Annotated in this window: 11 protein-coding genes and 1 riboswitch; of the genes, 7 read left to right on the forward strand and 4 right to left on the reverse strand. The window is 61.4% G+C overall.

Annotated features, from left to right (window positions below; all coding sequences use genetic code 11):
• The first annotated feature begins 156 nt into the window (after positions 1-156).
• Entirely contained in the window at positions 157-1,161 is a 1,005-nt protein-coding gene (locus WIR04_RS12600) for a DUF4062 domain-containing protein (RefSeq protein WP_338887331.1), read from the forward strand.
• A 248-nt stretch (positions 1,162-1,409) separates the two neighbouring features.
• On the opposite strand, the gene WIR04_RS12605 is transcribed toward WIR04_RS12600, so the two are convergent.
• On the reverse strand, positions 1,410-2,198 hold the full coding sequence (locus WIR04_RS12605; RefSeq protein WP_338887333.1) for an alpha/beta fold hydrolase: 789 nt from the start codon (positions 2,196-2,198) through the stop codon (positions 1,410-1,412).
• A gap of 109 nt (positions 2,199-2,307) precedes the next feature.
• On the opposite strand from WIR04_RS12605, the gene WIR04_RS12610 reads away from it, so the two are divergent.
• The 3 genes from WIR04_RS12610 to WIR04_RS12620 are packed head-to-tail and all read left to right on the forward strand — an operon-like array spanning position 2,308 to position 3,568.
• On the forward strand, positions 2,308-2,679 hold the full coding sequence (locus WIR04_RS12610) for an MmcQ/YjbR family DNA-binding protein (protein WP_338887335.1): 372 nt from the start codon (positions 2,308-2,310) through the stop codon (positions 2,677-2,679).
• A gap of 5 nt (positions 2,680-2,684) precedes the next feature.
• Positions 2,685-3,221, forward strand: a complete 537-nt coding sequence (locus WIR04_RS12615) for a GNAT family N-acetyltransferase (RefSeq protein WP_338887337.1) — start codon at positions 2,685-2,687, stop codon at positions 3,219-3,221.
• An 11-nt stretch (positions 3,222-3,232) separates the two neighbouring features.
• Positions 3,233-3,568: a DUF3802 family protein gene (locus WIR04_RS12620; protein WP_106887973.1), complete on the forward strand. Its 336-nt coding sequence runs from the start codon at positions 3,233-3,235 to the stop codon at positions 3,566-3,568.
• Positions 3,569-3,844: 276 nt separating this feature from the next.
• Here the strand turns inward: WIR04_RS12620 and msrA are convergent, their stop codons facing one another.
• Positions 3,845-4,477, reverse strand: coding sequence for a peptide-methionine (S)-S-oxide reductase MsrA (gene msrA / locus WIR04_RS12625; RefSeq protein ID WP_025326594.1), 633 nt, complete (start codon positions 4,475-4,477; stop codon positions 3,845-3,847).
• Positions 4,478-4,729: 252 nt separating this feature from the next.
• Between msrA and argA the strand changes: the two genes are divergently transcribed.
• On the forward strand, positions 4,730-6,058 hold the full coding sequence (gene argA, locus WIR04_RS12630; protein ID WP_338887340.1) for an amino-acid N-acetyltransferase: 1,329 nt from the start codon (positions 4,730-4,732) through the stop codon (positions 6,056-6,058).
• A 108-nt stretch (positions 6,059-6,166) separates the two neighbouring features.
• Positions 6,167-6,388: riboswitch (Lysine riboswitch) on the forward strand.
• 86 nt (positions 6,389-6,474) lie between these two features.
• Positions 6,475-7,833, forward strand: coding sequence for a lysine-sensitive aspartokinase 3 (gene lysC / locus WIR04_RS12635; protein WP_338887341.1), 1,359 nt, complete (start codon positions 6,475-6,477; stop codon positions 7,831-7,833).
• Positions 7,834-7,963: 130 nt separating this feature from the next.
• On the opposite strand, the gene WIR04_RS12640 is transcribed toward lysC, so the two are convergent.
• A complete protein-coding gene (locus tag WIR04_RS12640) occupies positions 7,964-9,058 on the reverse strand; it encodes a hypothetical protein (protein WP_307764897.1) in 1,095 nt (364 codons plus the stop codon).
• Positions 9,059-9,307: 249 nt separating this feature from the next.
• Between WIR04_RS12640 and WIR04_RS12645 the strand changes: the two genes are divergently transcribed.
• Complete coding sequence (locus WIR04_RS12645; protein WP_338887345.1) at positions 9,308-11,569, forward strand: LTA synthase family protein; 2,262 nt, start codon at positions 9,308-9,310, stop codon at positions 11,567-11,569.
• A 492-nt stretch (positions 11,570-12,061) separates the two neighbouring features.
• On the opposite strand, the gene WIR04_RS12650 is transcribed toward WIR04_RS12645, so the two are convergent.
• Complete coding sequence (locus tag WIR04_RS12650; protein WP_025326589.1) at positions 12,062-12,379, reverse strand: heavy metal-binding domain-containing protein; 318 nt, start codon at positions 12,377-12,379, stop codon at positions 12,062-12,064.
• Between the last annotated feature and the right edge of the window lie 191 nt (positions 12,380-12,570).

Genomic DNA, 12,570 nt, shown 5'->3' on the forward strand with positions numbered 1-12,570 from the left:
AGTGCTTGATACCATCTTCATCTGAACCCTTTGCTGCCTTGCTACATATGATTTTAACCATCGGCTTACAAGACCAAGACGAATTCGCGAAAGTCCGATTACGCTTCGCTAATCGAACCTACCGAGCTACGTTTTTATAATTAAAAGGAGTATCTCTTGAAAAGAAAACTACAAGTATTCATATCCAGCACATACCATGACTTGCAGGAAGAGCGGCAGGCTGCTGTTAGCTCGATCTTAAAGGCTGGTCACATTCCTGCAGGAATGGAGTTATTTACGGCAGGTGATCGCTCCCAAATGGTAACAATTAAGGAGTGGATTGACGAATCTGATGTCTACATGCTTATTCTAGGAGGACGCTATGGGTCTATTGAGAGAACATCTGGTATTAGCTATACCGAACTCGAATACGACTATGCACAAGAGCAGGGAAAGCCAGCTTTTGCAGTCGTCATAACCGAACAAGCCTTAGAAACGAAGATCCGTGCAAAAGGTTCCAGTTTCGGTGAAAAGGAGAATCCTAAAGAGCTAGCTTTGTTCAGAGAAAAGGTTCTTGGCAACATTTCTTCTTTTTTTGATGATTATAAAGATATAAAACTTTGTGTACACGAAAGTTTAGCGGACTTCGCATCCAACAGGGAACTCAAAGGTTGGGTTTCGGCCGATGAAATTATCGACACACGACCATTATTTGAAGAAATAAGAAAACTATCGGAAGAAAACAAGAACCTCATAGAAACAATTGCTCAACATGAACGTCGAGCACCAACCATCACAAAAAAAGATGTAAAACCAGACAACTTCGTTGAGTTGGAAAATATCCTAAAAAAGATAGAAATTAAGATTCCTGGAAGTCTAAGCGATGGGAAGGAAAAAATAAGCAACCTATTACGTATATTTTACAACAATAAAGACACACTTATAAATGGAGTGACGAATGCGGCAAGTGTGTCGGCAGCAGAGTCATTTTTCTATCACAACGTCTGCCCCAAACTCCAAGTTCATGGTTTGGTTATTAATGAGAAAGTGCCCAGCGTTCGTTATAGAAGAAGTTATGTTTCCCCCTCAGGGAATGCATTTTTGGCACAAATGGAGAGAGTTATTCATCTTGCTGATTATGAGGATAAAGATAGGGCCGTAGGTTCGATTAGCGAAGCGTAATCTGATTTTCGCGAGACGTCTCTTGAAATTAACACCAAGGGGCTGCATCCATATATAAATCTAGCCTTGGATAAGAGTGAATCACGCGACCAAAGAGATATTTCCTTCCCGTACGTTCGATTACGCTGCGCTAATCGAACCTACTTTAAATACTCCAAACCGACGATCAATGGGATGGAAATAATATTCCCGTGTTGGGTTTCGCTCAGATCAACCCAACCTACGCCAAACCATATCTATTGAATGGCTTATATCGCAACCGTCTGGCTAGACAAAAACGCCAGCGACTGCCGATTGAAATGCTCCGGCTGCTCCACGTTGCAGACATGGCCGCAGTTTTCGATGATGGCGAGCTGGCTGTAGGGATCGCGGGCCACCTGCTCGCGCACCGGGGCGATAAACATATGGTCCTCCTCCCCCATCAGGTAGAGGGTCGGGATCGGCAGGGCACGCTCCTTGAAGTAGCGCATCAGGGGGTTCACCTCGGTGGCGAGGCGGAACCAGCGTTTGAACTCCTTCTGGCAGAGTTTGCGGGCCTCGCGCACGAAGAGGTTGCGGGACTCCTGATGGTGCTGGCGCGGCATGATGATGAAGGCGAACAAGCGGTAGAGCCACATGTAGGGCAGTATGTGCTGGCCGACCCGACCAAGCTGCACCAGCACCCGGGAGCGTATGTCGAGGCGCAGTATGGCGCCGCCGAGCACCATGCTCTTGACCCGCTCGGGGCAGAGCTCGGCCAGGTGGCGAATGAGGATGGTGCCAAGGGAGATGCCGACAAAATGGGCGCGGGAAATGCGCAGGTGATCGAGCAGCCGCAGTATGTCCTCGGTCACGGCCCGAAAGCTGTAGTGGCCCTTCACCACCTGTTGCAACTGATTGGATTGGCCATGGCCGCGAAGATCCAGCAGCAGCACGTTGAAGTGCTCCCGGTAGGCGCGCAGTTGCTTGAACCAGATGGAGGAGCTGCCGCCGGCACCGTGCACGAACACCACCCAATCCCGATCGGGGCCAAGCTCAAAGGTCTTGTGGTACAACATCTTATGGGCTCCCGAGGGGGTTGGGGGATATACTCGGCGGGCATATTAACAGAAGGGGCGCCCCGCTGAATATGCTGCCACCCATCATCGGACCAGCATGGAGTCCTGTATGAGCCTTGCATCGTTACGTGAATTTCTGCTAAGCCAGCCCGGCGCCACCGAGGATACCCCCTTTGGCCCGGAGATCCTGGTCTATCGCATCGCCGGCAAGATGTTCGCCCTGGTGGACTGGCAGGCCGAGCCGCTGACCATCAACCTCAAATGCGAGCCCGAGCTCGCCCTGTTGCTGCGAGAGATCCACCCCGAAGTCAAACCCGGCTGGCACATGAACAAGCAGCACTGGAATACGGTGACCCTGAGCGAGAATCTGGACGCCGAGCTCTGGCAGGGCTGGATTGAACACTCCTACCAGCGCGTGGTGGCGGGGCTGCCCAAAGCCAAGCGGCCGCAGGCGCCGACCTTAGCAGCAAAGGCAGGATAACAGCCATGCCGCAGACACAAAACACCGCGCCCGCCCGGATCATCCCCCTGAGGGAGCAGCATATCCCCGCCCTGCTCGCCCTGTTCGAGCAGTCGGTGCGCCGCCTGGGCCCGGAGCACTACAGCCCGGAGCAGGTGGAGCAATGGGCGATGGGCGCCCGCCATCCCGGCCTCGCCAGCCAGTTGCGCGAGCACCACGGCTGGGTCATGGAGCAGGAGGGAATCCCCCTTGGCTTTGTCACCTTAAGCGATGACGGCCACCTCAGCCTGCTCTATGTGAGCGCGGATCATCAGCGCCAGGGGCTCGGCGGCCAGCTGCTGGAGCAGGCCTTGCAGGCGGCCAGCCAGCTGGGCCTGCACAGCCTGACCACAGAGGCCAGCACCTTCAGCCTCGCGCTCTTTCTGCGCCATGGTTTCGAGCAGGCCGGATTGGAAACCGTGGAGCGCGGCGGGGTCAGTTTTGTCCGCCATCGCCTCTACTGCCGCTTGCCAAGCCAGGGCCAGCCACTAAAATACCCACCATTTCCCCAAAGCAATGAATGAAGGCAGCCATCATGGTGGTAGAGAGCGACGGTTATATTGCGCTTATCGAGTATCTGGTAGAGAGTCTGGGCCTGTTCGAGAGCCAGCAGCAGGGCACGGGCACCCAGACCATTGAGGATCTGGTGAGCAACCGGGTGGCAGACAACCTCATGGCCATCTGCGAGCAGAACCCCCAGCTCGACCCCAAGGTGCGTTTCATGATCATGCAGGAGGCCGACGCCGTGGTGGCCGATCTGGAGGAGGTGCTCTCCGCCGTCTGGCTGCGGGCGCCGACCCCGGCCCAGCACGCCTTCCTCGATGAGTTCATCGATCTCATCAAGAACCTGTTCGACAGCACCATCGGCTAGTCCCCTCCCCCGCGGCCGCATGGCCCGCAAAGATCCGCAATGAAAAGGGCCGCCTCAAAGGGCAGCCCTGCTTGCTATCACTTCCGATTCATCGCGCTTGTCAGTTGAATGAATATCGAGGCAAGAAATGTGTCTGGTCTTGGCTGCCGTCCATGGTAGCTACCCAGTTAGTCTGCCGAGGTTCGGTTAAGTTCCCGGCCAGGGCGCTTTTTTTAATATTTCTTTCAAAAAAACGAAACAGGGGCCTAATGGCCCCTGTTTTATCCAGGCTGCGCCTCAGCGGTTCAGGCTGGGCGGCAGGCAGACGCCAATGCCCCCCAGTCCGCAATAGCCTTCCGGGTTTTTCTCCAGATATTGCTGATGGTAATCCTCGGCGTAGTAGAAGGGCGCCAGCGGCAGGATCCGGGTGGTGATGGCGCGGGCATCGCCGCTCGCCATCATCGCCTGCTGATAGGCCGCCAGGCTCTGCTGGGCGATGGCCTCCTGGGTTTCATCCCCGTAGAAGATCACCGAGCGGTACTGGGTGCCGATGTCGCCGCCCTGGCGCATGCCCTGGGCCGGATCGTGCTGCTCCCAGAACAGCTTGAGCAGATCGCCATAGCTGATGACCTTGGGGTCAAACACCACCTGCACCGTCTCCGCATGACCGGTCAGGCCGCTGCACACCTCCTTGTAGGTGGGGTTCGGCGTCAGGCCCCCCTGATAGCCGGCGGCGGTGGAATAGACCCCGGGCTGCTGCCAGAACAGGCGCTCCACGCCCCAGAAACAGCCCATGCCAAACCAGGCCAGCTCCATCCCCTCGGGCCAGGGGCCCTGGGTCGGGTGGCCGTTGACGGCATGCTGCTGGCCGATCGCCAGCGCTTCCCGTCGTCCCGGCAGGGCCTCTGCCGGTGAAATAATCTGCTCCATATGCCCTGTCCTTGAATAAAATCCCGCGCGAGGCGGCTGACGAAAAGGAACCCCGAAGATAACAGGTTATGAGCCCGGATCAACCAAGGCGGCCTCTTCAGCGGGCTGACCGGCGCCCGGCTCGCCCAGGCACAGGGCGTCTGCGGCTGGTCAAAATGACGGCACAAAACAGCAAAACCAATATTTAGTCTTGATTTGTGAATTTATTTTCATATATTGAGCAAATTGCTGCTTTTTTATGGAACGAAACACGTGCGTGAACGCGAACCCAGCCTGGTCCATGCCTTTCGGCAATCCACCCCCTATGTCAACGTGCACCGGGGTGCCACCTTCGTGCTGATGATGGGCGGGGAAGCCATCTGTCACCCCAACTTTGCCAACATAGTGAGCGACATCGCCCTGCTGCAGACGCTCGGTATTCGCCTGGTGCTGGTGTTCGGCTCGCGTCCGCAAAACGACGAGGCGCTGGCCCGTGCCGGCATCGAGGCCCAGTACCACAGACGAATTCGGGTCACCGACGATCAGAGCTTCGCCATCATCAAGCAGGTGTGCGGCGGCCTGCAATACGACATCACCGCCCAGCTCTCCATGGGGCTGGCTAACACCCCCATGCAGGGGGCGCGCATCAGCGTGGTGAGCGGCAACTTCGTCACCGCCCAGCCGCTCGGGGTGGAAGATGGCATCGATTACTGCCACAGCGGCCGGGTGCGGCGCATCGACGTGGAGGGGATCACCCGCCAGCTGGATCAGCATGGCCTGGTGCTCATCTCCCCCATCGGCTGCTCGGTCACCGGCGAGAGCTTCAACCTGAGCTCGGAAGAGGTGGCGCGCCGGGTCGCAGTGGATCTCAAGGCCGACAAGCTCATCTGCTTCAGCAGCACCCAGGGGGTGATGAACAGGCAGGGCGTGGCCATCTCCGAGCTTTTCCCCGAGCAGGCCGAAGAGCTGCTGGTGGAGCTGGAGCAGGCGGGCGAGGAGATGTCCGGCACCGCCCGCTACCTGCGCGCGGCCATCGCCTCCTGCCGCGGCGGCGTGCCGCGCTCCCACCTGGTGAGCTATCAGGATGACGGCGCCATGCTGCAGGAGCTGTTCAGCCGCGAGGGGCTCGGCACCCAGATAGTGCGCGAAAGCGCCGAGCGGGCGCGGGCCGCCACCATAGAGGACATCGGCGGCATCCTGGACCTCATCCGGCCGCTGGAGGAGGAAGGCATACTGGTGCGCCGCTCCCGCGAGCAGCTGGAGATGGAGATAGACAAGTTCACCATCATAGAGCGCGACGGCCTCATCATCGGCTGCGCGGCGCTCTACTGCTTCATGGAAGAAGCCATGGCCGAGATGGCCTGCGTCGCCATCCACCCCGAGTACCGCAACTCCAACCGGGGGGATCAGCTGATCGCCAAGGTGGCCGAGCGGGCCAAGCGGCTCGGCATCCGCCGCCTGTTCGTGCTCACTACCCGCTCCATCCACTGGTTCCGGGAGCGGGGCTTCGATCCCCTGGAAGTGGAAGATCTGCCGGTGGCGCGCCAGCGCCTCTACAACTGGCAGCGTCGCTCCAAGGTTTTGTCCAAGACGATTTCGTAACTGATTGATCTTGTGCCTGGTTGTTGCCAATTGTGTACTTTTTTACAAACTCGATTGACAGTGCAATCCAGTGCAGGGTATTTCTACATGCACGCCACCTTCCGAGGTGGCACCAGAAGAGGAGCGCTGCCCAGGCAGCCCAAGGGAGGACACCAGAGTCCGGTGAACTTGGGTCAGGGGGAGCAGCGCCGAGACGAGTGAGGCAACTGGATACCTCAACGTCGGCTGCGGGGGCTGAATCCCCCGGGTTGTCATCGGTCGTGTGCATCCCACAGGCATCCAGCAGGATCCTTGTGGGATGGGCACCGCGGATGGAGTGCTTCTGGCCGGGATCCTTCGCTATTCCTGCCATTTTCTGCCTCCTCCTCTCTTTTGCCCGATGAAACCGGATTTTCACCTTGAGACAGGAGTATGCAATGAACCCGATCAACGTCGCCAAGTTTGGCGGAACCAGTGTCGCCGATGCCGCGGCCATGAACCATTGCGCCGACGTGGTGCTGGCCAATCCGGCGACCCGGGTGGTGGTTCTGAGCGCCAGCGCCGGTGTCACCAACCTGCTGGTGAGCCTGGCCCAGGGTGAACTGGACGAAGCCGGGCAGGATGCCCAGCTCGACAAACTGACCGGGATCCAGCAGGCCATACTGACGGCGCTCGGCAACCCGGGGGAAGTGAGCGCGCTCATTCACGCCCAGCTCGGCGAGATCCGCACCATGGCCCGCCAGGCCTGCCAGCACACGGACGCCGAGCTGGCAGACCGTCTCATCGCCTGCGGCGAGCTGATGTCCACCCGCCTCTTCACCGAGCTGTTGCACCAGCGGGGCATCAAGGCCCAGTGGCAGGACGCGCGCCAGCTGCTGCGCACCGACAGCCGCTTTGGCAAGGCGACCGTGGATCTCGCCGCCACCCGCACCCTCTGCCAAGCCACGCTGGGCCCACTGCTCGGTGACAGTCTCATCATCACCCAGGGCTTCATCGGCGCCGATGCCGATGGCCGCACCACTACCCTCGGCCGGGGCGGCTCCGACTACAGCGCGGCCCTGCTCGCCGAGGCGCTGGACGCAGGCAGCATAGAGATCTGGACCGACGTGCCCGGCATCTACACCACGGATCCGCGCCTGGTCACCCGGGCCCGCCCCATCCCCGAGATCAGCTTCGTGGAGGCGGCCGAGATGGCCACCTTCGGCGCCAAGGTGCTGCACCCGGCCACCCTGCAACCCGCCCTGCGCCAGGACATTCCGGTGTTCGTCGGCTCCGCCAGGGATCCCGCCGCCGGTGGCACCTGGATCCGCGCCAGCACCGAGACCAGCCCGCTGTTTCGCGCCGTGGCCCTGCGCCGCCAGCAGGTGCTGGTCACCCTGCACAGCCTCAACATGTTCCACGCCTACGGCTTTTTGGCGGAGGTGTTCGGCATCCTGGCCCGTCACCGCATCTCGGTGGATCTCATCACCACCTCCGAGGTGAGCGTCTCCCTGACCCTGGATCACACCGGCAGCCAGAGCAACGGCGAACCCATCCTGGGCGACAAGGTGCTGGCGGAGCTCGGCCAGCTGTGCAAGGTGGAGGTGGAGACCGACTTCGCGCTGGTGGCCCTCATCGGCAACCGCATGAGCGAGGCCGCCGGGGTGGGCAGCCGGGTGTTCGACGCCATTCGCGAGCACAACATCCGGATGATCTGCTACGGCGCCAGCGCCCACAACCTCTGCTTCCTGGTGAAAGAGAGCGAGGCGGGCAACATCGTCAACCGCCTCCACCAGGAGCTGCTCGACTTAGCCTGACCAAACCTGGGCAGACCCTTCTCCCCCTGGGGCAGAAGGGTCTGGTATCGGGGGAAGGCCATGGCGCCAGAGCCGATAACAACGAAGAGGGGCGCCCATGCGCCCCTCTTGTCACTCTGTCATCCCCATGTCAGCGCGCAGGCTGGCTGGTCCGGGTCGGCAGCAGATTGGCCCGGATCTGCTCGCGCAGCCCCCCCAGCCGTTGCAACAGCGCCGCCTGACCGAGCCCGGCCTCATCAAATCCCAGGTTATCGGCCAGCGCCGGGAAGTGCTCCCGCACCGCCTGCTCCAGCCAGTCGAGGCGGCGCAGGGTCATGGGGCCGCAGCTCTTGCCGCTGAGATCGTCCGCAATGTCGAGCCGGTGGCTGCGATACATGTCGCGCCACCAGTTGGCGGCGAGCGCCTGCTCGCTTGCCAGCGCCGCACTCCACTCCCCCACCAGCCCCTGCATCCGGGCCAGCACGGGGGCGCTGGCCCCCTCCCGTGACAGATATTGCAACTCCCCCTTCGCCCAGGCGAGGCAGAGCTCGCGCCAGTGGCGAAACAGCGGCAGGGGGTCGGCCTCCTCCAGCCAGAGCCCCGACAGGGTGCGGGTCTCCAGCCGCTCAGGCACATGAAATGCCGGATCGGTGAGGCCGTTGGAGTTGAACTCGTGCAGGGGATCGAAGGGCCACATGTAGCCAAAGTCGAACACCGAGATCTGCTGGCCGTCGTCGAGCAGGTTGCCCGGGCTCGGATCCCAGTCAAACCAGCCCCAGCGGGCCAGCTCGGCCTCCACCGCCAGCATCTGCGCCAGGTTGCGCTCATTGAGCCTGCGTACCGGCTCTCCCCTCAGCCAGGGGGAGACCAGCACCCCGGCGCGGGCGGAGCCGAAGCTGGTGCAGACCACGTTGGAGAGTATGGTGGGGTGCAATTCCCGCAGGCTCTCTATCTCCCGGCGCCGCTCCAGCTCGGTGAGAAAGGCGGTCTTGCCGTCGACATTGGCCACCAGGGAGTCTGGCCGGCAGCGCTTCAGGCACCAGTGGTGCCCCTCCACCTTGAGGTGAAACACCTCGGCGGTGAGCCCCTGACCATAGACCTTGACGACGTCCGGGTGATCCTCGGTCAGCCTTGTCAGCTGGGCCAGGGGCAGGGGACAGTCTCGCTCACGCCCGATCCGGATCTCGTCCCCGTTCTCCAGCATCTGGAGCAATCTTGCCTGACGTGCCGCAACCTTGGGATTCATACATGTACCTCCAACCGTTACTGAGAGACTAAACAGCGCCCCCCTCCCAGACCAGCGGCAAAGGCCCATGATGACGCTTTCATCACAGAATGAGTGCCCCTGCCGGATCGGGATCACAATTTGCACGCACAGGCCGTCACCCAATATTCATCCCGTCGTCATTAAATTGACATCAAGGAACAAGCCCCTCACCATCGGGTCAAAATAGATGCAGCGTTGCTGCCCTGCCCGCTCCAAGGATGAGCCCCTATGAATGCCCCCGTCTGTGATCGCCCCCCCTCTTCCTCCCAGTCTCTGGCCGGGTGGTTGTTCGGTCTGCTGATCGCCCTGCTGTTGCTGACTCTGGCCCTGCCGCTGCTCAATCCCGTCGGCTGGCTCGGGAAGGCACAGCCGCTGATCCTGGGGCCCGCCGATCAGCCCATCGCCACCCTCAGCCGCCACAGCCTGCTCTACAAGAGCGACAGTCGCGGCCTCTATCTGGTGGTGCGCAGCCAGTGGCAACTGCTCAAGCCGCTGCAGGCGGGGGACAAGGTGCGGGTGGAGCTGCTCAACGACAAGGGCATTCGCATCGATCAGCTGAGCCAGGCGGTGGAGAAGCGCCAGAAGTGTCGCCAGAGCCGCTGCACCCTGGATCTCAACAGCGCCCTGCGCGCCCCCGACGACGCCCTGGACAGCCGCTATCAGCTGCGGATCGGCCTGCTGCTGGCGGACAGACCCGAGAGCGCCGAATACAGCCAGATCCTGCAGACCCTGCCGGAGCGCGGCTTCAATCTTGTCTACCTGATGACCAGCCTGCTGCTGGTACTGCTGGTGAGCGCCGCCGTACTCAGGGCCCTGCTGCCGCGGCTGCGCCGCAGCTACCGCTCCCGGGTGCTGGGCAGCCTGCTGCTCGGCAACCTCACCTTCGTGCTGCTGCACGGCTTCGTGGTGTTCAAGCTGGGGGAATTTCTGCTCTGGTCGGGTTTCAGGCCCGAGCACTACTACCTCGCCTGGGGCAGCATGGTGCTGGGCTGGAGCCTCTGCGCCCTGGCGGGCTTCAACCTCTATATGGGGCTGGTCTTTACGGCGCTTTCGGGGATAGGGCTGCTGGCGAACTTCATGAAGATAGCCATCTACGGGGTGCCGCTCGGGGGGGACGATCTCGGCAACCTGATGGCCCTGCTGCACATACTGCTCGATCAGCACCCCGTGCTGCCGGTGCTGGCCGTGCTGGGGCTCTTGTTCCTGTGCTGGCGCTTCGCCCTGTCTCGCTGGATACTGCGCACGGCCGCCGCTACCGCCGCCTTCTTCGCCCTGTGCGTATTCGCCACCCAGACCGGCAACAAGCTACTGGGGGCCAACATCCGCTACGTGGACAGGGCGGTCAACTACCACAGGGACATCATCCGCGCCGGTCCCGGCCTCTACCTCTTCAACCTGGTGGACGAGATGCTGCAAAGCGGCAACATCTTCCGCTACCCCCTGCAGATCAACGAGCGCACCCCCGAGCTCAGCCAGCCGGCCCCGGGCCAGCCGCCCCGTTTCGATCTGGTGATAGTGCTGCAATATGAGTCGCTCTGGCTCGACTGGCAGGGCAAGATCTGCGCCCCCGCCCCCACCCTGAGCCTGCCCGCCGGCGTGGCCCAGTGGCACAAGACCATCCACTCCCCCACCACAGGGGGCATGACGGTGCTGGCGGAGTTCGAGATGAATACCGGCCTGCCGGTGGGCCTGCTCAAGCAGGGGGTGGTGCCCTACTACTACCTCTCGGATCAGGTGCCCGGCCTTGCCAGAAGCGCCAGGCAGAACGGCTACCAGACCCTGTTCGCCCACCCCTATGTGGAGAAGTTCTGGGGCCGCGCCAAGGCGATCCCGGCCCTCGGCTACCAGGAGCGCTGGTTCGACACCCGCTTCACCACCCTAGAGCACAAGGGGCTCTACATCTCGGACGATGCCCTCATCGATCACCTGATCAGACGCAGCGAGCAGGATGACAAGCCGCTGTTTGCCTATGCGGTCACCATGCAGGGGCACGGCCCCTTCGACGGGGATCGCTATCGGGCCCAGCAGATCGATCGGGCCTGCCCGGATCAGAGCCCGGCGGACAGGCAGTTGCTCAACACCTACTACACAGGGGTGGTGGACGCCATGGCTTCCCTGGAGCGGTTGCTCAAGACCCTGGACCGCTCCGGCAAGCGCTACCTGGTGGTGGCCTTCGGGGATCACCAGCCCTTCCTGATGTCGGCGGGCAAGAACATCCACGGCGCCAAGCCGCCCCGGGATGCCCCCTACCAGATCCCAATGATGGCCTTCACCCGCAACGACGGCGCCATCACGCTCGAGCGCCAGTTCGCCCCGGTGCGCCAGCTCTACCAGATGGGACAGGCCACCCGAGCGCTGCTGGCAGGGGATCTCACCCCCATAGAGGACAAGCCCGTGCTCCATCCGGTGCTGGGGGAGGAGAAGGGCTTCGACCCCTCACCCCTGGTGCCGCAGATCCGCGCCAGCTTCCGGGCCGATGCCCTGCCCTGAGATCAATGAACATTGAAGAGACGGGGGCCGCAGATCCTTGCAACACCTTCAGGGCCGATGCCCTACCCTGAGATCAATAAACATTGAAGAGACGGGGGCCGCAGATCCTTGCAACACCTTCCGGGCCGATGCCCTGCCCTGATCCTTGACCTGAGAAAGTGAAAGAGGCCGCAACTGCGGCCTCTTGGCATAAAACGGGACAGAAGGGCTGAACCTGCTGACGCCCGGTGTTTTCTTCCCGACAAGGGCTCGCTGGCCCCAGACAGGTCGTTTTTTGTTTGGATAAATCGAACGACATAACCAGGTCGGATAGAAAAATTAAACAACATTCCCGGTCCGGGGCCTCCCCCTCATCCCCAGCCCTTCTCCCGCAAGGGGAGAAGGGTGAATCGCCCCCCACACCATAGGGGTGCCGCGTCCAATAAAAAGCCGACCTTGGGGTCGGCTTTTTACTGGGTGAACGGCCATCAGAGGGCTGGGAGCGCTGGCGAGCTAGATCACCACGGCGGTGCCGCTGATGCTGACCATCAGCATGCTGCCGTTCTGGCCCACCACCTCGTAGTCGATGTCGATGCCGACCACGGCGTTGGCGCCCAGGGCCTGGGCACGCTCCTTGAGCTCCTCGAAGGCGATCTCCCGGGCCCGGGCCAGCTCCTTTTCGTAGGCGCCGGAGCGGCCACCTATGATGTCGCGGATGCCGGCGAACAGATCCTTGAAGATGTTGGCACCCAGGATGGCTTCACCCACGACTATGCCGCGGTATTCACGAATGGCCTTGCCTTCCAGGGTGGGGGTGGTTGAGAGGATCATCTTGCGCTCCTTGGGGTGAAAATGGGCTCCAGACTACCCCAAAGCGGGGCAGGACAACATCCTCCATCGCAAATAACCGGCCAGGGGGACGGGCAGGCAGGGCCGGTCTCCCCGCCCCGCTCCCAGCGGCACTTGCCGGGTCGCGGTCGTCAAAAACGGCCATAAAAAAGGAGAGGCCTAGCCTCTCCTTG

This window comes from Aeromonas rivipollensis (assembly GCF_037811135.1).
In the GTDB taxonomy this organism is placed as follows: domain Bacteria; phylum Pseudomonadota; class Gammaproteobacteria; order Enterobacterales; family Aeromonadaceae; genus Aeromonas; species Aeromonas rivipollensis.